The organism is Robertmurraya dakarensis (genome assembly GCF_900156875.1).
In the GTDB taxonomy this organism is placed as follows: domain Bacteria; phylum Bacillota; class Bacilli; order Bacillales; family Cytobacillaceae; genus Robertmurraya; species Robertmurraya dakarensis.
This window is the reverse complement of sequence record NZ_LT707409.1, coordinates 1616478-1636249: the sequence shown is the minus strand read 5'-3', so window position 1 is coordinate 1636249 and position 19772 is coordinate 1616478. Positions and strand designations below refer to the sequence as shown.

The following is a 19772-nucleotide window of genomic DNA, read 5'->3' as shown; positions in this document are numbered from 1 at the left end:
ATTACGTTCTCTAAAGGTTATTCATATACCATTCTTCAGGAAAATTCTTTGATAGAGTGGAATAAAGGTTAATACAGGAGGAAATACAATGAAGAAATTGTGGTCACTTTTACTGGCCTCATTCCTCGTACTTCTTCTTGCTGCGTGTACAGCAAATGACAACGCAGGGGAAGACACAGGTAACGATGGGTCAGCTGAAAAGAGCGGCGAGAAGGTTTTAAATTGGAATAATGGACAAGAACCAACTTCTTTTGACCCTCCAATTGGTTTTAATGCGGTTTCATGGAATCCATTAAATAACCTGATGGAAGGTTTGACACGCTTGGGTGAGGACCATATGCCTCAGCCGGCGATTGCTGAGAAATGGGATGTTTCCGAAGATGGAAAAACATATACATTCCATATTCGTGAAAATGCTAAGTGGTCAAATGGTGATGATTTGACAGCAGGTGATTTCGTGTTTGCATGGAAACGTGCTTTAGACCCAGAGTTGGCAGCTTCATCAGCATTTTTAGGATATCTAATACAAGGTGGAGAAGCATATAATAGCGGAGAGGGTTCGCCTGAGGATGTAGCAGTGAAGGCTCTAGACGAGAAAACATTAGAAGTAACCTTAACGAGTCCACAAGCTTATTTCTTAAATATTATTTCTCTGCCAACGTTTTTCCCAATTAACGAAAGTGTTGCAACTGAAAATCCAGAATGGTTTACAGAGGCAGAAACGTTCGTTGGAAATGGACCATTTAACTTAACGGAGTGGGAGCATGACAGCCATTTAGTTATGGAGAAAAATGATCAATACTGGGATGCAGAGACGGTCAAAGTCGATAAAATTAATTGGGCGTTAGTAGATGATCCTAATACAGAGTATCAAATGTTTCAAACAGGGGAACTGGATGCATCAAAAGTACCGCCTGAGTTAAGTGAACAGCTTTATGCAGAGGGAAAAGTAGATGTAGCCGACCAAGCTGGTGTATATTTCTACCGCTTTAATGTAACAATGGAGCCGTTCCAAAACAAAAATATTCGTAAAGCTTTTGCTTTAGCAATTGATCAGCAGCAAATTGTTGATTATGTTACGAAAAACCAAGAAAAACCAGCTTATGGCTTTGTTTCTCCTGGATTTAAAGATGCAAACGGCCAGGATTTCCGTGAAGCAAATGGTGATCTTATTAAAACAAATGTAGAAGAAGCAAAAAAATTGCTAGCTAAAGGGATGGAAGAGGAAGGATATGAAACTCTTCCGGAAGTTACATTAACATATAGTTCAAGTGAAACACACAAAAAAATCGCAGAAGCAGTTCAGCCAATGCTGAAAGAAAACCTAGGAGTAGACATTAAGCTTGCGAGTGTTGAATCAAGCGTGTTTGTTTCCGAACAAAAGGAATTGAAATACCAGTTCTCTAGAAGTTCATTTTTAAATGACTTTGCAGATCCAATTAACACACTTGAAGGCTTTCAAACAGGTCATTCAATGAATCGTACAGGATGGAGTAATGCCGAATTCGATGCACTTATTGAAGCAGCGAAGAACGAAGGCGATGAAGCAAAACGATTTGAAAACCTATACAACGCGGAAAAGATTTTAATCGAGGAAGCTCCAGTTGCGCCGGTTCATTTTTATAACCAGCCGCTGCTGCTTAATGATGATGTCACAGGCGTTGTTCTTCACCCAGTTGGTTATATTGAATTCAAGTGGGCAGACAAAAAATAGGCTGTTTACAAATAAAAGAGGGGTGTTCTTCAGGACATCCCCTTTTCTCTATAAATTTATAATTTCTTAAAACTCTAATAAGGATGATACATAGTGAGAATTACAAATATCGATACATTTAGAGCAGCAGTTCCATTAATAAAACCATTTAAAACGGCTCTAAGAACAGTTCATATTGCGGATTCAATCATTCTCAAAATCACTTGTGACAATGGCATTGTTGGATGGGGGGAGGCCCCGCCAACTCATGTTATTACTGGTGATAGCTTATCTAGTATTGACTTCGCCATAAACCAAGTCTTTAAGCCAGTATTAACGGGAAAAAGTTTACTAAACCATGAAGAAATTTTCCAAATGCTCCAGACTGTTCTAGTTGGAAATTCTAGTGCGAAGGCAGCGGTTGATATGGCTATTTATGATTGTCTGTCACAGCACTGTGGTTTACCTCTTTATCAATTTCTTGGAGGATTTCAAAACAAAATAGAAACAGATTTTACTGTTAGTGTGAACGGTCCTGAGGAAATGGGCGAGGATGCTGTATCTTATGTGCAGCAGGGTTTCAATGTTTTAAAAGTAAAAGTAGGGAAAGATGATGTTTCTACCGATCTTACTCGTATTTCCGAAATAAGAAAGGTAGTAGGTAAGGATATTAAAATTAGGCTTGATGCGAACCAAGGATGGACACCGAAAGATGCGATTAAGATTATTCGGAAAATGGAAGATCTTGGATTTGATATTGAGTTAGTGGAGCAGCCGGTAAAAGCGCATGATATCGAAGGCCTTAAAAAGGTAACAGATGCAGTAGATACGCTGATTATGGCAGATGAAAGTGTGTTTACCCCAAAACAAGCCTTTGAAGTGGTCAAAACTAGAAGTGCAGATTCTATCAATATTAAATTAATGAAATCAGGCGGGATTTATCAAGCAACCATTATTAACCAATTAGCAGAACTTAATGGAATGGAATGTATGGTTGGGAGTATGATAGAAACAAGATTAGGCATTACAGCAGCTGCACATTTTGCAGCTAGCAAAAAGAATATTACCCGATTTGATTTTGATGCGCCGCTAATGCTAGCAAAAGATATTGTAAAAGGCGGCATTCGATATAATGGCAGAAAGATTACATTTTCTGAAAAGGCGGGCTTAGGAATAGAAAGCATCGAGACTGAAGGGGGAGTTCCTCGTGGATAGAAAAGGGGTCGTGAATGTTCCAGTTTCAACAATATGGACAAATGCCGATTCACCTAGAATGATTGATGAACAGGCTTTAACAAGTACAACTAATGTTCAAGACTGGATTGATAGCTTAGACTATGAAAAGCTTTTAGAATTATGTGATGCAAATCTGGTCCAAACTCAAGCTTTATATGGGGAAGAAGTATTGATCATTGGTGAGAAAGATGAATGGGCAAACGTTATCCTTCTAAACCAAACGTCTTCTAAGGATGAAAGAGGATACCCTGGATGGGTTCCGAAAGCTCAGATTACTCAAGCAGTTGATTGGAATGTACAATCCTCACCAATTGCGGTTGTAACAAGCAAGAAAGCTGAGCTATATAGCGAGGATATTCAGCCCTTAATAGAGCTAAGTTACCAAACGATATTACCAGTAGAAGGTGTTGAGGGTGATTGGATAAAAGTCCTAACACCTACTGGTTATGGAATGCTAAAAAACTCTAGTGTCATACAATATCCAAGTTTCAAAGAAAGATGGAAGGGAACAGGTCCCGATATTGTTGCAGCGGGAGAACAATTTTTAGACCTTCCTTATTTTTGGGGCGGGATGAGCAGTTATGGATATGATTGCTCAGGATTCAGCTATAACATGTGTAAAGCAAATGGCTATATCATTCCGAGAGATGCAACAGATCAAGCAAAGAATGGTAAAAGTATTAAGTTAGCAGAAATAGAACCAGGAGATCTTCTCTTTTTTGCTTATGATGAAGGGAAAGGTAAGCTTCATCATGTAGGAATATACTATGGTGATGGTAAAATGATCCATTCTCCAAAGACAGGAAAAAGTATTGAGATTATTAGTTTAGAAGGAACGATTTACGAAAAAGAGCTTTGTGCAGCAAGCCGTTATTGGTAGATTTGGAGGAAGAAAAAATTGGAGAAAAAAGTACTTCTAGAAGTTAACAACCTAAAAAAATATTTTTTTCTATCAAAGAAAGAAACGCTTAAGGCGGTTGATGGTGTTACATTTAAGGTTTTTAAAGGGGAAACGTTTGGTATTGTTGGTGAATCTGGATGTGGTAAATCGACAGCGGGAAGAACCATTATGGGCCTATATGATCAAACGGATGGAGATGTAGTTTTTGATGGGAAAAACGTTCATTCTTTAAATAAAAAAGAGAAATTTACCCTGCATCAAAAAATACAAATGATTTTCCAGGATCCTTACGCGTCTCTAAATCCACGTTCAACTGTACGTGAAATTATTTCGGAACCAATGGAGGTTCATGGGATACTGCCGAATAAACAAGAGCGGCTAGAACGTGTGTATCAGCTGCTTGAGGATGTAGGGTTAAACCGAGATCATGCCAATCGCTATCCACATGAATTTAGCGGCGGGCAGAGACAGAGAATAGGGATTGCACGTGCACTAGCACTAAATCCTGAATTTATCATTGCAGATGAACCGATCTCTGCACTTGATGTGTCCGTGCAGGCCCAAGTGGTTAATTTATTAAAAAAGCTTCAAAGAGAAAAAGGATTAACGTATTTATTTATTGCCCATGATCTTTCAATGGTTAAGCAAATTAGTGATCGGATCGGGGTGATGTACTTAGGAAATCTTGTGGAACTAACATCCAGCAATCAATTGTATACCAATCCTCTTCATCCATATACAAAAGCTCTTCTATCCGCTATTCCAATTCCAGACCCCGATGTGGAGGATCAGCGTGAAAGAATTATTCTTGAAGGTGATCTGCCGTCTCCAATTAATCCACCGAGTGGGTGTGTGTTTAGAACCCGCTGTCCAGCGGCAATGGATGTGTGCGCAGAAATCAAACCAGAATGGCAAGAAATCGATAAAGATCATTTCGTTGCATGTCATTTATACAAGAAGGATTAACGAAGAAGGTTTGTTCCTTCTTTGGATAGAAAGTTACCTATAAAGTATTGATTCCAGAAAGGTAATCAAAAATACCACAGTTCTTATGGCTGTGGTATTTTTGATTGGTATATATTTTAGCTATAATTAAAAGTATTCTAGTTACTAAAGAGGGGATTATTTTGAACGAAAGATTATTTTATCAAGATGCATACATAGAGGAGTTTCAAACTAGAGGAATAAGACAGCAGCAGGATCAAAAAGGGAACACGTATGTTGTCTTAGAACAAACCGCCTTTTATCCAACAGGAGGCGGGCAGCCATTTGATACAGGTATTCTTAATGGAATCGAAGTGGTAAATGTCGAGGAAGTGGAGGGTGAGATCAGGCATTTTGTTAAAGAGCCGTTATCACGATTGGATTTAATAAAAGGGAAAATTAATTGGGACCGGCGCTTTGATCATATGCAGCAGCATAACGGCCAGCATATTTTAACTGCATCCTTTGTAGAACTATTTGAAATAGTAACGGTAAGCTTTCATCTCGGTAGAGAATTCTGTACGATTGATCTCAATACTGAAAATCTATCGGACGATATGGTGCTGCAAGCAGAGAGACGTGCAAATGAAATCATATTAGAGAACCGTCAGATTGAAACGAAATGGGTTACGATGGAGGAAGCAGTCAACTATACTCTCAGGAAGCAGCTTTCTGTTTCAGAGAATATTCGTCTCGTGATTATTCCGGAATTTGATTATAACGGTTGTGGAGGAATCCACCCTTCTTCAACAGGGCAAGTTCAGGCTCTTAAAGTATTAAACATGGAAAGACAAAAGAAAAACATACGACTGCAATTTATATGCGGAAATCGAGTGATAAAACAATTTCACCATAAACATAAAGTCTTGCAGGATTTGAACAAGCTTTTAAGTTCTCCAGAACAAGAGATGACAGTCGCGGTCACACGTTTATTACAAAATGGAAAGCATCAGGAAAAGATAATTGAAGGATTGAAAGAGGAATTATTAGAATATGAAGCACGAGAACTGTTAAAGCAAAGTATTTTTAAGAACGGGTTTCAAGTAATGGGAAAGGTCTTCCAAAACCGGAATGTTAAAGAACTGCAGAAACTTGCGAAAATAATGGTGAACATAGATGCTGGTACCGAAGTCTTTTTCATAACGGAAAGTGAGGGGGGACTGCAATTTGTCTGCGTTCGAGGTGCAAAAGGAAAATTAAACATGAAATCTATCGCTGCCCAAATTCTGCCTTTAATAAACGGCAAGGGTGGTGGAGCGAATCAGCAGCACAAGGCGGCGGTCCATTAGTCTTGACCGGTGAGGACTTGTTAGCGAAGATAATTGAAATAATTGGAGATTAAATGTTTAGGGGTCATCACTCTTACTGTGATGACCCGAAAAACAGCTTACTTCATGATCTTTCATTCATAAAATACAATCTCTTCAACGTTTTTTAACCATAATTTAGAATTGGAACCGTCTTGGTCTGAAATCCAAATATTACGATTGTTGTCTGTTATTGATTTCCCTCGGAACCAGACAAGCTTTTTTTCATTTTTTAAAAATTGTGGATCGTAATCCCCTAGACTTGCTGGATGCTCCATTATTTTTGTTTGCTGGTTATTCTGTAAGTTAATGGTATAAAGTGATGGCAGCGGATGTTCGGAAACTTCATTAGACCATTCACGTGCTTCTACCCTGGATGTAATGAGAGTCTCATCGTTAACCCAAGTAAAATTAAGCTCGGCATAGTTGTTTGGTGTTAATGAAGAGACAGGGAATTCTTTATATTTAAGGTTTTTATCTTTAAACCCAAAAACGATTCGTCCCCCTCCAGCAATATACGCTAAAATATCCTTCGAAGGAGCCCACTTAGGTTTACCAATGTGATAAATCATTTCATCTAGAACCTCAAATTTTTCACCGTCTGCCGTTATGGCACAGAGCATATTACTATCCATTGCCATAGAAGCAGTGGGAGAAACAATTAAGGATACCCATTTTCCACTTGGTGAAAAGAAAAAGGAATGCGCATTAATTGACATAATATTTTTATTATCTACTTGAAGTTTACCTGGAATGGTAAACAACTCGTGAACATTTCCAAAGAGGTTTTCGTTTTCAAAAAAGTCCGGCACTTCTTTAGTGTATAGAACAGGGTTTGTCCAACCATTTGGTTCTAGATTTGCTTGTGAAGAAAGTAAAATCTTTTCGCCGTCTGGAAACCATTCATAACTAGAGATACCTAATGCGAAATTGTGGAATTTTTCCAAATCAGAAATATTTAACACACCATTGTCCTGAAAGGCAATCATATTCTTTATTGGCGACCATTGTGGATTATAGCCATCATCAAAAACCTTCTTTTTTTCTTCCGTTTTTGTATTATACACCCAGATTTCATTTTGAGTCTGCTCCTCTTCGAATTGCGAGGGGGCTTGCTTTTGATAGAGAATCCAGCTTCCATCATATGACCATAAAGGTCCATGGATGTGACCTGACTGCGTAATTTCTGTTTCCTTCGAATTGATAACCGTCCAAAGGTTGCCATCACGTATGAATGCAGCTTTTATGTCTTTTTCATTTTCTGCATTTACATAGGAGACCTGAGGGAAGGTTAGTAAAATAACAAAAATGATTAAAATTCGAATCAACTTTTTCATTTTTACACCTCAAAGCGTATATTGTCTCTTTCTAATTTCCTTATTATTAAACAAATTTATACATTATGGTAAAACAATTAAGGACCACCCTGAAAACAAATATGGTTGACGGATCTTTTAGTATGATTTATAGTATTCTTATAAAAATACTCGGAATTAAAACCAAACATGCTGAAAGGGCTGAGAGCAATGGCAACACAAGTCACTATACCATGGAAAAATAAAGAACTTACTGGAACAATTCATTATCCAAATGAACAATCGTCTTCACTCGCTGAATATCCACTAATTATTATCTGTCATGGGTTCGTTGGGAGCAGAATTGGCGTTGATCGATTGTTCGTTAAGGCGGCAATGGAGTTAACAAAAGATCCGAGCATCGTCTTAAGGTTTGATTATAGCGGCTGCGGAGAAAGCGAAGGAGTTTACGGTCAAACAGGACTAGATGATTTTATTGATCAAACGCGTTCTGTAATAGATTTTGGAGAAAAGCTTTCCAAAGTAGACAAGAATCAAATCTATCTTCTAGGCCACAGCCTAGGCGGTGCTACTGCTGTACTTACAGCTGTACGTGATCAACGCGTTCGAAATTTGGTAATATGGTCAGCAGTTGCCAAGCCATTCAGGGACATTATTAATATTGTAGGAGTTCATAACATCCCTTCCATTAAAAAATCAATCCCAGTAGATTATTTAGGCTATTCTTTTGAAAAAAAGTATTTTGAATCCTTATCCATGTTTAGCCCTCTGACAGAATTGCATGCATTTTCAGGGGATGTCCTAATTTTGCACGGATCTGGTGATGATGAAATCCCTGTCGAATACAGTGAGTTATATTATCAAGCTTTTCTTCAAAGAACGGCAGGTTCAAGTGAAAGAAAGATTATTGCTAATGCTAACCATACATTCTCATCCACAGCACATTTTAATGAGTTGATTTCAGCAACACGAAACTGGTTATCCTCTCACAGAAAAGAGTTGGCATTCCATTAGAAATGACAGTGAGTTCTTTACTGTCATTTCTTAATGGCTAAGTATGTTGAATAAACCGCCAGGTACATTTTTGGGTTCATAATTAATGTCTTCTGAGGAGTAAATAAAGACAACTACCTTTCCTTCCATTGCTCTGGCCCGAATTAGTATCGGCTGATTATAATCATTCTTAAATATAAAATCCGGCCCGTACCAGCTGACAGTCGCATCTCTGCCAGGTGGAACATACGGTACTCGTTTGCTATGAGAGTAGCGCTCGATAATCTTAACACCCGAACGATCGATCGCATTAAATAAGGTCGATGACACCTGACAGATTCCTCCGCCTATTCCTTCTATTACTTTCCCTTTTATGATCTCAGGAGCTTTCATGTATCCTCTAGCTTCTGTCCTCTTTCCAACAATTTTATTGAATGAAAATGATTCTCCGGGAAACACAACCTGATTATTAATTGCTTCCACAGCCAATGAAATGTTTTTCGCACGTGATGTATTTCTAGAATTATAATACGTAATATACTGACCGATTCGTTTTACTTTAATATCTGAAAGTAGTTCACTGTCCACTCTAGGGTAGATAACTGATGTAGGTACTTCTATTTTTAACGAACTATTCGAGTAAAAATACTCATAAAATTGATTTAGGAAAGCTTCCCGATTGAACTTATAACCTGCTTGTTCGGGGATGATTCTTCCAAAATGATCAAGCGATGCATTGACCGCTGGTTTTCGAATTTGCTGATCTAATTGATCTAAAAGTTCATTAAGCTTTTCCCTATTAACTACAGTTTCTAATCCTGGAACGGGCATTGTAAATTCCTCTCTATTGACAACAGCAATGACATCTCCTTTTTCTTCAAGTACCAAATTTATAGCGGGACCGCTTTGCTGTACGAGGAGAAGGAATGCGAGCATCCATGAAAATCTCATTTCGAACCTCCATTTAAATTTAACATTATGATGAGGGCATCAGTTTATTGTTTAGTAGAGAACTTGATTTTATTCCTATTTAATTTGTGAAGTCTGATAACTAGAAACAATGACTATTGAACTATATAAAAGAAAAAAGGTAATTTATTGAACTTAAAGAATTTTCGTAATATTATTAAAAGTAGAATAATAGCAGCCTAGAATATCATATAAAATTAATAGACAACTAAGTAAATGTATTTTTGAAAAACATTTTTAGGAGGTAATTTGATGAGTAAATTGGTAAATACGGTATTAGGACCGGTGTCATCTGACCAACTAGGAAAAACATTAATGCACGAGCACTTTTGTTTCGGATTTCCTGGCTATTATGGAAACACTGTCCACGTAAAAGAACGTTCTGAGCTGGTAAGACTCGGAGTGGAAGTTGCAAATAAAGCAAAGGCTCAGGGTGTAAAAACAATCGTGGATGCAACTCCTAATGATTGTGGACGTGAGCCTGAGATCTTAAAGGAGATTTCTGAACAAAGCGGAATCCATATTATTTGTTCCACAGGATATTATTATGAAGGTGAAGGGGCACCAGCCTATTTCAAATTCAAGCAGACACTAGGAGTAGCTGAACAAGAACTATATGAGCTACTTGTCGGTGAAATTACGAATGGGATTGGAAAAACAGGGATTAGGCCTGGTGTGATTAAATTAGGGACAAGCAAAGATACCATTACCGATTATGAAAAATTGATGATCAAAGTAGCAGCTAAAGCACAACAAGCAACGGGTGTTCCAATCATTACACATACTCAGGAAGGAACGATGGGTCCAGAACAGGCTGCATTATTGGTTGAAGCCGGAGCCGACCCTAAGAAAACAGTTGTTGGACATATGTGTGGGAACACAGATATCCGTTATCAGCTTGATACTCTTAAGCACGGTGTATATGTAGGATTTGACCGTGTAGGACTTGAAGGCCTTGTTGGTACGCCTCTTGATAGTGAAAGAATCGCAGTGTTAGTCGGACTTATTGGAAGAGGATACGCTAATCAAATAACCCTATCACATGATACCGTAAACATTTGGTTAGGTGCTGAACCTCAATGGCCAGAAGAAATGGCAGCGATGGTAGAAAATTGGGGAATTGACCATATTTTCAAAAATATTATTCCTGTTTTAAAAGAAAGCCGTGTTACAGATGGGGATATTGATGCAATCTTGGTTGATAATCCAAGAAACATTTTCAGTGCGTAAGGGAGGGGGTTCTCTTTGGAAGTAAAAGATATAACAAAAGTAACTCTCTTTGGAAGAGAGAATGTGAAAGTGTTTGCAAACAGACCTTCTACATTAAGAGAAGTTGTGAAAAATACGGTTAGCAAATTCGGAAATAAAGATGCATTGATTTTAGATGGCGGATATATGACTTATCAGGAATTGGATAAAGAGTCTGATGCTCTAATTGCAGCTATGCAAAATAAATATAATATCCAAAAGGGCGATCGGATTGTTTCTTTAATTAGTAATCGCTTTGAATTTGCCACCGTCGTGCTAGCATGTATCAAGAGTGGAATCATCATGGTTCCGGTTAATATTAAGCTCACAGCACCTGAAATTACTTATATACTTAGCCATTCAAAACCAAAATTAATTATTGCAGATGAAGAGCTTTGCTCTTTGGTTGAGGAATGTAACCAATACGACAGCGAAGTAATGCCATACACTAAAAATTTAGTATGTATCGGTAATGCGTCTGCCAAGTATGATCGTTTCTCTACCCTCTTAGCTGAGCAGCAGCCACCAAAAGAGGTTGAGTTGACTGAAACGGATCCAGCTTTTCTTTTATATACTTCAGGTACAACAGGCCGTCCAAAAGGGGCAACAATCAGTCATATTAACGTCATTCATAGTATCATGCATTTTCAGCGCGCTTATAACTCAACCGAGGATGTACGGACTATGCTTGCCGTCCCTTTTTTTCATGTTACTGGTTTGGTAGCACAATTTCTTCATATCTTATATATTGGTGGATCGATGGTGATTCTAAAGACCTATCAAAACGAAAAGTATATTAAGCAATGCTATGAATACAAGGTGAATTTTCAATTGAATGTTCCTACTATCTTTGCAATGATGGCGACAAGTCCATTATTAAAGGAGTATTCTTTTGATTTTGTGAAAATGGTCGGATACGGTGGTTCTCCTATTTATCAGCAAACGTTAGAAATGCTAAAGCAAGTGTTTCCGAATGCTACCTATCATAACGTTTATGGAGCAACAGAAACTACATCGCCTACAACGATTATGCCCGCAAGCTACCCAATGTCAAAAGCGACATCGGTGGGACTGCCAGTGGAAACTGGTGATGTGAAGATTGTTGATGATCATGACAACGAGGCGGGTGTAAATGAAATTGGAGAACTGCTCATCAAGGGGCCAATGGTAATCGGGGAATATTGGGATAATCCTGAAGCAAACAAAACCTCTTTCATTGATGGATACTGGCGATCAGGAGATCTCGCAAAAGTAGATGAAGATGGTTTTATCTATATCATGGATCGTAAAAAAGATATGATTAATAGAGGTGGAGAAAAGATATTTTCCATCGAGGTTGAAGATGTTTTAAAGAAACACCCGGAGATAATTGAAGCAGCGGTTGTTGCTGTACCGGATGAAATCTTTGGAGAAAGAGTTAAAGCAATCATCGTATCAGATACTTTGAACGATGACAGTACGGATGCTATTCGCTCTTATTGCAAACAGTATTTAGCAAAGTTCAAAGTCCCGGAATTATTTGAATTTATGGAAGAATTACCGAAGACTGCTTCAGGAAAAGTATTAAAGCACACTCTAAGGTAGCTTCAAAAACTTCAGCATTTTGGTGCTGAAGTTTTTTCATTTTGCATTATAATATGATTAACATAATAGATTTGAATAGAAAAGAGGATATGAATTATTTTGACTTTAGGACCGCGGATTTTAAAAACAGGAATTTCTGTAACAGTGGCTTTATACATATGTTATTTTCTACAGCTGGAGCAGGCTGCGTTTGCGGGAGTGGCTGCCATTTTCGCAGTTCAGCCATCCATTTATCGTACTTGGAAATATTTCTTAGATCAGCTCATCACGAATACTCTCGGTGCAGCGGTTGCATTATTTGCAATTCATTTTATTGGAAATGATCCTATTATTATTGGGCTAGTCATGATTATGGTGATCTTGGTATGCTTGCAGCTGAAAATGGAAAGTAATATTGCTCTGACATTAGTAACGGTGCTTGCTGTCATGAGTGCTACCGGTACTGAGGATTGGATGTTTGCCATTAACCGGTTTTTAATCATTTTAATAGGAATTAGCTCAGCCTTTTTGGTGAATCTAACTATCTTCCCTCCAAAATATAAAAAGAATTACCTAGAGAATAGTGAAAAGGTTTTTCAGAATATGTCATTATTAATCAGAACAGCCATATCTGATGAGCTCACAGAAAAGTCTTATAAAGAAGAATTTGATCGTTTAACGAAAGATATCAATAAATTAGAGGAACTTTTTAATCTATTTAATGAAGAAAGATCCAAAATGGCCAAATTAAACCCTCTAGATACGAGAGAAATCGTCGTCTTTAAGCAAATGCTAAGATGTCTGCAGCAAGGAGAGGAAGTTTTAGAAATTATTGAAGAACATTATTTTCAAATCAAAAAAAATAATGAGATTAATGTCTTTTTTGATCAACACTTAGAAGCTTTAACGAAACAACATGAATATTTGCTGCTAAAATATCAAGGAAAGGTAAAAACGAATGAAGGTCATCTTAGAAAAGATATATTGGAAGATAGCGGGACATTTCTAGAAGATGTCCTTAATATAGAAGCGGAAGACCGCAGGGATAAGCAGCGCTTAATTACGATAGGTTCGTCAATCTTTGAGTACTCCTTTCATTTACAGCGCTTAAATAGGCTTATAGAGCAATATTTAAAAATTAAATAAATTGAGTCCTTATTTATGTAAAAAATCACATATCAATATATAATGGAAACAGCGGATCGTGACATTTCCCGACCGCTGTTTTTATTTTGGTCATCAAGAATTATCAAAGGTTGTGAATGGATGAATCATGAAAAAATATTAATAGAAAAGGCTGTTAGGCGTATAGAAGTACAGTCATCTCCCAATAATGAACAGGTAAAAATAAAAGGGGATCATAAAGATTTGAAATTAATTGCCGCTGGAACAGATGCTGCAGTCTTTCGTTTCTTGCCAGCTCCAGACAAAGCGATTAAAGTTTTTGCAAACGAAAAATGTGATAAATTAAAAATGGAACTTGACGTTTATAGAAATATAGGAGAATCAAATTTTTATCCGCACTGCTATGGCAGCGGCGTAAATTATATGATTATAAGTTTTGAAGAGGGCGTTACTTTATATGATTGTGTTGTAAGAGGAATCCCTATCCCTAAACAAGTAATCATTGATGTGGAAAATGCACGTAGTGAAGTAATAGAAAAGGGATTGAATCCAAGGGACATTCATTTGAAAAATATATTAATGCATAATGGCAGGGCAAAGATAGTTGATGTTTCAGAATATATGAAAGAAGGAAATGATTACCGTTGGGAATACTTAAAGAGAGGGTATGAAGATTATTATCACCTTATTGAAGGGAAACCAGTGCCTCTATGGGTTGTTGAAAGTGTAAGAAAGTGGTTCAATCAATCTACAGTCTTTCAGTACGAGGAGTTTATAAAAAAGCTCAGTAAACTCTATGATATGTTTTCGATATCTTCTAGTAATCGAAAAAGTTAAAGTAAAAAAGCACCCCAAATGGAGTGCTTATTTTGCGAATACATGGTTACCAATGGTAGTCGTAACTGCCTTTGTACGAAGCCACTGGTTGGATGTTTTGCTTGGGTTATAAAAGTAAAGAGACCCGTTTCCTTGCCCGCGGAATGCAATTGCTTCATTTACTGCATGTTTCGATTCTGCGCTTGCAGGATTATTAATTTCTCCATTACTTACAGGAGTAAATTGCCCAGCTTGATAAATGACTGCATGTATAGAATTTGGAAAAATATCACTGTCAACTCGATTTAATACAACCGTTGCAACAGCAACTTTGCCTGCATAAGGCTCACCTTTTGCTTCTGCTTCTACTAATCTCGCTAGTAAATCTTTTTCTGCGCTTGTTACAGTTGTTGCAGGAACTGCCACTTTTTGACCAATATCTAAATAGCTGCTCTTAGCATTGTTTGATGCCATTAATTTTTGTACAGGAACTCCGTATTTTGAAGCAATTTTCCAGTAAGTATCACCTTTTGTTACAGTATGTGATGTTGCCGCTAATGTACTGCTTTGAATCCCAAACATTAATGTGAAAAATGCTACGACTGATACTAGTTTTTTCATAATAAATACCTCCTTGAAAGCTCTCCCTTACATTATCATGCTAGAATAATAGAGACATCGTCTAAAATTTACCAACTTGTATAAACCCTTATATATCAAGGGACAGGTATCCAAAACGTAAACTTTGTAATATAACAGTAATATAAAAAAAGGATAAATATCGATATTTTTCAATTCACAATGAAAAAACATAAGAATCCTCCTTTAACCGTATAAATGATTATAAGGCAAACAACTGAAATGGCAGGAGGGGTATTCATGGATAACGATATTGTTCAATATTTTGTTGTGAATAGTGACTTAGAAATGAGGCCAGGAAAGGTTGCAGCTCAGGTTGCCCATGCCGCAACCATTTCAACGATAAATATGGTAAGTGCAAACAATTGTCAATTTCCTGATTACTTTAATTATTTCGTGGAATGGTATCAATCAGGAATGAGTAAAATTGTTCTGAAAGGCAGTGATGATCAGCTGCAGAAGCTTAAGGAAAATGGCTTCTATTCCATTAGGGATGCTGGCCTAACTGAAGTGCCCGCTGGCTCCTTGACGGTTGTTACATTACCGCCAATGCCAAGAATTATAGGACAACGCTTTATTGGTGAGTTCTCACTGTATTAGAGTGTAAGGAGAAAACGTATCTTTTTACTGTGATAAAAGGGGGATGAGATCATGGCAGAATCCATAAATCGTTTGTCCTTTTATATGTCATGGGTTTGTGGAGTATTTGTCATTATTTTGTCATTTCATTCAATTAGTTACCGAATTATCATGTGGATTGGTATTCATCCCCTTGAAATTGCGTTGTATTTTGCTTTAACGGTTTTGCTCCTAGGAATAATCGGCTTTTCAGGAATTTATAATTGGAAGGCTGCTCTTAGAAGTATATTTACAGTGGGATTTACTTTAGTTTTAATCGTATTTCTCGCCTATATTCTTTTTGTTGGCGATATGAGCAGGTAGAAAGTTCATGCATACTTTGCATGGACTTTTTTTGTGCAAATTGATCGTTTTGCATAGTAAATTGAATTCGTAACAAATCTGCCACATTAGATAAAACCCTTGTATATCAAGGGTTTTGTCAGCTTTAGTATCGTGGAAATTGGCTGGTAAGGGAGTTTTACTCATCCGATAGGGAAATTCCCCGATACGGCAAAAAAACAATTCCTTTTACAATGATACTAACTTAATTGATTCAAGGAGGACCAACAATGGAAGCACAAGTTGCCACGAAACCAAAAGTCAAAAAAGAACATTCCATAAATCACGCATTTGCCTCACATTTTGCAAAATCAATGTTTATCTCAGTGCTCGGACTTGCAATTTTAACTTTTATCGGAACGAGAATGTTTACGCATGTTGACCTAAATTTATATGGATACATGGTTGGAACAATTGTATTTTTAGGCGGATTCTTTTACCGATTTATCGCTTGGGGAGAAAGGCCGCCTACAAAAGTTTTTATCAAAAAAGGTTTAAAGCTGCTTTTTAGAAAAACAACACCACAAACAACAGTAGAGCATTTAGCAACTTACAGATTTATTTGGAATCGAGGAGTATATCGTTGGACACAGCATTTATTAATAGGCTGGGGCTGCGTGTTAGCTTGTTTAGTAACATTTCCTCTTGTGTTTGGCTGGATGTATTTTACAATGCCGGAAAATGGTTATTATACGATCGTTGCAATGGGGATTAGCTTAATTACAATTCCAGCTGATGGTTTTATTGCCTACCTTTCTTATAATGCATTAAATATCTCGGCTATTATGGTAATTGCTGGTGTGACAATGGCGCTTTACCGTCGCTTAAAGAATATGCAGGCTCGTGCAGAGCAGAAATTTATGTACGATTTTATGCCGCTATACCTATTGCTATTCGTAAGTATTACAGGACTTGCACTAACATTTATCAACATGTTCTTACATGGCTGGGGACATTCAGTAATGTCCTTAATCCATCAGTATTCTGTCATTATTACATTAATCTACCTGCCTTTTGGCAAGCTGGCACATATCCCATTCAGACCAATGAGTGTGCTTGCAAGAAATTACAGAGAACACTACGGAGAACAATCAATGAAACCTTGTAAAGTTTGCGGAGAAGAATTTGTATCAACTGAACAATCACAAGATGTGCTGAGCGTTTTAGCAACGAACGAAATTGAATTTAAAAAGGAAGATTTCCATCTTGCAGAGTTGTGTCTGCCTTGCCGCAGGAAATATCGTATTGCTCAATTCTCAGGATTCCCTACACATGAAGTAAAGGTGAAGGAGGCAAACCAAAATGCAAAGGGATAAATTTTTTAAAGAAGTTCAAAACGTTGTTCATCCTAATGAAACACTTGTAAAGACACATTGCAGCTATTGCGGGATGAATTTACGTGTAAATACAAAAACCAATAAAATTATCGGGGTGGAACCTCGTTACAGCTGGCCGGTGACAGTCGGAAAAATGTGTCCTAAAGGAGTTACAGCCTATCAGCAAACAAACCATGATGATCGTATCTTGAAACCTTTAATTCGTGACGATGCTTCATTAAAGGGAACGACAAAAGGATTTAGAGAAGCAAGTTGGGATGAAGCCTACGATCTAATCGCTCAAAACTTCCAAAAGCTTCAGAAGGAATATGGGAAAGACAGCCTGTCCGTCTTTAGCGGCGTGTCAATGACAAATGAAAAGTGCTACCTAACAGGCAAGTTTGCTCGTGTCGCTCTTGGAACACGCTATATTGATTATAACGGAAGATTCTGTATGTCTAGTGCAGCAGGTGGATTCCTTCGTTCATTCGGTGTGGACCGCGGTTCAACATTACCTTGGACAGATATCCATGAGACAGACTGCTTGTTTATAGCAGGAAGCAATACAGCTGAATGTCATCCAACTTCTATGTTCCGCATTTGGAACGTACAGGAAAGAGGAGGCTATATCATTGTAGTAGATCCTCGTGAAACGCCGATTGCAAGAAGAGCTGATTTGCACCTTGATTTGATGCCAGGTACAGACCTTGCATTGGCTAATGGAATACTTAACTTATTAATCCAAAACGGCTTTGCAGATGAACAATTTGTGAACAATCACACAAATGGTTTTGAAGAAACAAAAGAGCTTGTTAAACAATTTACTCCAGAATATACAAGCGAGTTAACAGGAGTTGCTCCTGAAAAAATTATCCGTGCAGCAGAAATCTACGGAAAAGCCCCTAATGCGGTTGTGATGTTTGCTCGTGGTGTTGAGCAGCAGCATAAGGGTGTAGATAATGTGTCTGCTTATACAAATATGGCTTTAGTTACGGGCAAAATTGGCCGTCCTAAATCCGGTGTTGCCACATTCACAGGTCAAGGTAATGGCCAAGGAGGCCGTGAGCACGGTCAAAAATCGGATTTGCTTCCAGGTTACCGTAAGCTAACAAACCCGGAACATGTTAAAGAAGTGTGCAATTTCTGGGGGATCACTCCGGAAGAAATGCCAAAACCAGGTGTATCCGCATATGAAATGTTCGAATTAATGGATCAAAAAGAAATACGCGGATTATATCTATTATGTTCAAACCCAGCAGTATCTGCGCCAAATCAGAACTTTGTCCGTAAAGCATTAAAAGGTCTTGATTTCATGGTATGTTCTGATTTCTATCTATCTGAGTCAGCTGAATTTGCAGATGTCGTACTGCCAGCTGTTACATGGTCCGAGGATGAAGGAACAGTGACAAATATTGAAGGACGCATTATCAAAATTAACAAAGCTCAGGAGCCTGTAGGAGAGTCTAAGCCTGACTGGCAGATTCAAGTAGAGTTAGCAGAACGGTTAGGAAAAGGAAAATACTTCTCGCACTTAAAAACTGCTAAAGATGTTGCAGATGAATTTAGAGGAGCAACGAAAGGCGGATATGCAGACTATTCTGGTGCAACATGGGACAAAATTGAGAAACAAGATGGAGTGTTCTGGCCTTGTAAAAGTGAAGATGACCCAGGAACACCGCATATGTTCTTAGATAAAAAATTCTATCATCCAGATGGAAAAGCAAAAATTTGCGCATTGCCATACCGTCCGCCGGCTGAAGAACCTGATGAAAACTACCCGCTGCGATTAACAACAGGCCGTGTCGTGTTCCATTACTTATCAGGAAATCAAACAAGACGTATAAAGTTTTTATATGATATGTGCCCAGAACCATTTGTTGAGGTACATCCAGAAACAGCTGAAAAATATAAAATCAAGCATGAAGAACGTGTCCGCCTTTTTACAAGAAGAGGAGAAGCGGTGTATAAAGTAAAAATTACTGAAGCCATTCGGAAAGATACTGTGTTTGTACCATATCACTTTGGTCACGAAGATTCTATTAATCTATTAACGATTGCAGCTCTTGATCCGATGTCAAGAATGCCTGAATTTAAAGCGTGTGCTGCACAGATCGAAAAAGTAGCAGTAAAGAAGGTGCAATAAATGAAGAAAAGGCTATATTTAGAACTTGAAAATTGTATCGGCTGCCGTTCATGCCTCGCTGCCTGCACACAGTGCGGCGGGCATGATGAAAGAAACCGAAACTATGTCTATGATGTTAATCCGCTTGTTAACAGACAAACGATGCCGCTTATGTGTCTTCACTGTGTGAACCCGGCCTGTGCAAGAAGCTGTCCGGCACAAGCGATTCAAATTCATGAAACAGGAGCTGTTCTTTCAGCTCTTGTGGAAAAATGTATCGGCTGTCAAAACTGTACGATTGCCTGTCCTTATGGAATTCCTAAGTTTGATACAGAACAAAATCTGATGTATAAATGTGACCTCTGTATTGATCGTACGAAAGATGGTATTCCACCAATGTGTGCTAGTGTTTGTCCGTCAAATACGCTTCAATGGCTAACAGATGAAGAGATCGAAGCAAAACAAAAGCAATTTAACTTGGATAACGGTAAATGGGTTGCAAGCATGCATTTAGAAAGTGAAACGAACGTAAAAGTCAATTTGCCTGGTATATTACAAGGCGTAACGAAATTGTTTTAGGAGGG

18 protein-coding genes are annotated in these 19772 nt (G+C 38.0%); 15 read left to right on the top strand and 3 right to left on the bottom strand.

What is annotated here, in order from left to right; all coding sequences use genetic code 11:
• The first annotated feature begins 88 nt into the window (after nucleotides 1–88).
• The 5 genes from CZ487_RS16705 to CZ487_RS16685 all read left to right on the top strand — a co-directional run bounded on the left by CZ487_RS16705 (nucleotide 89) and on the right by CZ487_RS16685 (nucleotide 6103).
• Nucleotides 89–1714, top strand: coding sequence for a peptide ABC transporter substrate-binding protein (locus CZ487_RS16705; RefSeq protein ID WP_077213409.1), 1626 nt, complete (start codon nucleotides 89–91; stop codon nucleotides 1712–1714).
• Nucleotides 1715–1807: 93 nt separating this feature from the next.
• Complete coding sequence (locus tag CZ487_RS16700; RefSeq protein WP_077213408.1) at nucleotides 1808–2908, top strand: dipeptide epimerase; 1101 nt, start codon at nucleotides 1808–1810, stop codon at nucleotides 2906–2908.
• Nucleotides 2901–3809: a C40 family peptidase gene (locus CZ487_RS16695; protein ID WP_077213407.1), complete on the top strand. Its 909-nt coding sequence runs from the start codon at nucleotides 2901–2903 to the stop codon at nucleotides 3807–3809. Before CZ487_RS16700 ends, CZ487_RS16695 begins: the two co-directional genes overlap by 8 nt.
• Nucleotides 3810–3827: 18 nt before the next feature.
• Complete coding sequence (locus CZ487_RS16690; protein ID WP_077213406.1) at nucleotides 3828–4796, top strand: ABC transporter ATP-binding protein; 969 nt, start codon at nucleotides 3828–3830, stop codon at nucleotides 4794–4796.
• 161 nt (nucleotides 4797–4957) lie between these two features.
• Complete coding sequence (locus tag CZ487_RS16685) at nucleotides 4958–6103, top strand: alanyl-tRNA editing protein (RefSeq protein WP_337189748.1); 1146 nt, start codon at nucleotides 4958–4960, stop codon at nucleotides 6101–6103.
• Nucleotides 6104–6216: 113 nt separating this feature from the next.
• Here CZ487_RS16685 and CZ487_RS16680 read toward each other — a convergent pair whose 3' ends face one another.
• Nucleotides 6217–7458, bottom strand: a complete 1242-nt coding sequence (locus CZ487_RS16680; protein ID WP_077213405.1) for a PD40 domain-containing protein — start codon at nucleotides 7456–7458, stop codon at nucleotides 6217–6219.
• A gap of 189 nt (nucleotides 7459–7647) precedes the next feature.
• Between CZ487_RS16680 and CZ487_RS16675 the strand changes: the two genes are divergently transcribed.
• Nucleotides 7648–8451 carry an alpha/beta hydrolase family protein gene (locus tag CZ487_RS16675; protein WP_077213404.1) on the top strand — a complete coding sequence of 268 codons (804 nt, stop codon included), beginning with the start codon at nucleotides 7648–7650 and terminating at the stop codon, nucleotides 8449–8451.
• A gap of 30 nt (nucleotides 8452–8481) precedes the next feature.
• Here CZ487_RS16675 and CZ487_RS16670 read toward each other — a convergent pair whose 3' ends face one another.
• Nucleotides 8482–9381 (bottom strand): VanW family protein, encoded by a 900-nt coding sequence (locus CZ487_RS16670; RefSeq protein ID WP_077213403.1) that lies wholly within the window; start codon nucleotides 9379–9381, stop codon nucleotides 8482–8484.
• Nucleotides 9382–9651: 270 nt separating this feature from the next.
• Here CZ487_RS16670 and CZ487_RS16665 point away from each other — a divergent pair, with 270 nt between their 5' ends.
• The 4 genes from CZ487_RS16665 to CZ487_RS16650 all read left to right on the top strand — a co-directional run bounded on the left by CZ487_RS16665 (nucleotide 9652) and on the right by CZ487_RS16650 (nucleotide 14172).
• On the top strand, nucleotides 9652–10629 hold the full coding sequence (locus tag CZ487_RS16665) for a phosphotriesterase family protein (RefSeq protein WP_077213402.1): 978 nt from the start codon (nucleotides 9652–9654) through the stop codon (nucleotides 10627–10629).
• Nucleotides 10630–10644: 15 nt separating this feature from the next.
• Nucleotides 10645–12231 carry a class I adenylate-forming enzyme family protein gene (locus CZ487_RS16660; protein WP_077213401.1) on the top strand — a complete coding sequence of 529 codons (1587 nt, stop codon included), beginning with the start codon at nucleotides 10645–10647 and terminating at the stop codon, nucleotides 12229–12231.
• 99 nt (nucleotides 12232–12330) lie between these two features.
• Nucleotides 12331–13356, top strand: a complete 1026-nt coding sequence (locus tag CZ487_RS16655; protein WP_077213400.1) for an FUSC family protein — start codon at nucleotides 12331–12333, stop codon at nucleotides 13354–13356.
• A 120-nt stretch (nucleotides 13357–13476) separates the two neighbouring features.
• Nucleotides 13477–14172, top strand: coding sequence for a serine/threonine protein kinase (locus CZ487_RS16650; RefSeq protein ID WP_077213399.1), 696 nt, complete (start codon nucleotides 13477–13479; stop codon nucleotides 14170–14172).
• A gap of 27 nt (nucleotides 14173–14199) precedes the next feature.
• On the opposite strand, the gene CZ487_RS16645 is transcribed toward CZ487_RS16650, so the two are convergent.
• On the bottom strand, nucleotides 14200–14772 hold the full coding sequence (locus CZ487_RS16645) for a cell wall hydrolase (RefSeq protein WP_077213398.1): 573 nt from the start codon (nucleotides 14770–14772) through the stop codon (nucleotides 14200–14202).
• Between the two features lie 258 nt (nucleotides 14773–15030).
• On the opposite strand from CZ487_RS16645, the gene CZ487_RS16640 reads away from it, so the two are divergent.
• From CZ487_RS16640 to CZ487_RS16620, 5 genes are all read left to right on the top strand, one after another.
• Nucleotides 15031–15390: an aminoacyl-tRNA hydrolase gene (locus CZ487_RS16640; protein ID WP_084783318.1), complete on the top strand. Its 360-nt coding sequence runs from the start codon at nucleotides 15031–15033 to the stop codon at nucleotides 15388–15390.
• A 51-nt stretch (nucleotides 15391–15441) separates the two neighbouring features.
• Entirely contained in the window at nucleotides 15442–15732 is a 291-nt protein-coding gene (locus CZ487_RS16635; protein WP_077213397.1) for a hypothetical protein, read from the top strand.
• A gap of 248 nt (nucleotides 15733–15980) precedes the next feature.
• Nucleotides 15981–17066, top strand: a complete 1086-nt coding sequence (locus tag CZ487_RS16630) for a hypothetical protein (RefSeq protein ID WP_077213396.1) — start codon at nucleotides 15981–15983, stop codon at nucleotides 17064–17066.
• Nucleotides 17053–19209, top strand: a complete 2157-nt coding sequence (locus tag CZ487_RS16625) for a molybdopterin oxidoreductase family protein (protein WP_077213395.1) — start codon at nucleotides 17053–17055, stop codon at nucleotides 19207–19209. The genes CZ487_RS16630 and CZ487_RS16625 overlap by 14 nt, the downstream gene beginning before the upstream one ends.
• Nucleotides 19210–19767, top strand: a complete 558-nt coding sequence (locus CZ487_RS16620; RefSeq protein ID WP_077213394.1) for a 4Fe-4S dicluster domain-containing protein — start codon at nucleotides 19210–19212, stop codon at nucleotides 19765–19767.
• The last annotated feature ends 5 nt before the right edge of the window (nucleotides 19768–19772 follow it).

Coding starts and splice junctions, on each gene's coding strand:
- CZ487_RS16705 (WP_077213409.1), top strand. CDS start 89: ATGAAGAAATTGTGGTCACTTTTACTGGCCTCATTCCTCGTACTTCTT.
- CZ487_RS16680 (WP_077213405.1), bottom strand. CDS start 7,458: ATGAAAAAGTTGATTCGAATTTTAATCATTTTTGTTATTTTACTAACC.
- CZ487_RS16675 (WP_077213404.1), top strand. CDS start 7,648: ATGGCAACACAAGTCACTATACCATGGAAAAATAAAGAACTTACTGGA.
- CZ487_RS16670 (WP_077213403.1), bottom strand. CDS start 9,381: ATGAGATTTTCATGGATGCTCGCATTCCTTCTCCTCGTACAGCAAAGC.
- CZ487_RS16665 (WP_077213402.1), top strand. CDS start 9,652: ATGAGTAAATTGGTAAATACGGTATTAGGACCGGTGTCATCTGACCAA.
- CZ487_RS16650 (WP_077213399.1), top strand. CDS start 13,477: ATGAATCATGAAAAAATATTAATAGAAAAGGCTGTTAGGCGTATAGAA.
- CZ487_RS16645 (WP_077213398.1), bottom strand. CDS start 14,772: ATGAAAAAACTAGTATCAGTCGTAGCATTTTTCACATTAATGTTTGGG.
- CZ487_RS16640 (WP_084783318.1), top strand. CDS start 15,031: ATGGATAACGATATTGTTCAATATTTTGTTGTGAATAGTGACTTAGAA.
- CZ487_RS16635 (WP_077213397.1), top strand. CDS start 15,442: ATGGCAGAATCCATAAATCGTTTGTCCTTTTATATGTCATGGGTTTGT.
- CZ487_RS16630 (WP_077213396.1), top strand. CDS start 15,981: ATGGAAGCACAAGTTGCCACGAAACCAAAAGTCAAAAAAGAACATTCC.
- CZ487_RS16625 (WP_077213395.1), top strand. CDS start 17,053: ATGCAAAGGGATAAATTTTTTAAAGAAGTTCAAAACGTTGTTCATCCT.
- CZ487_RS16620 (WP_077213394.1), top strand. CDS start 19,210: ATGAAGAAAAGGCTATATTTAGAACTTGAAAATTGTATCGGCTGCCGT.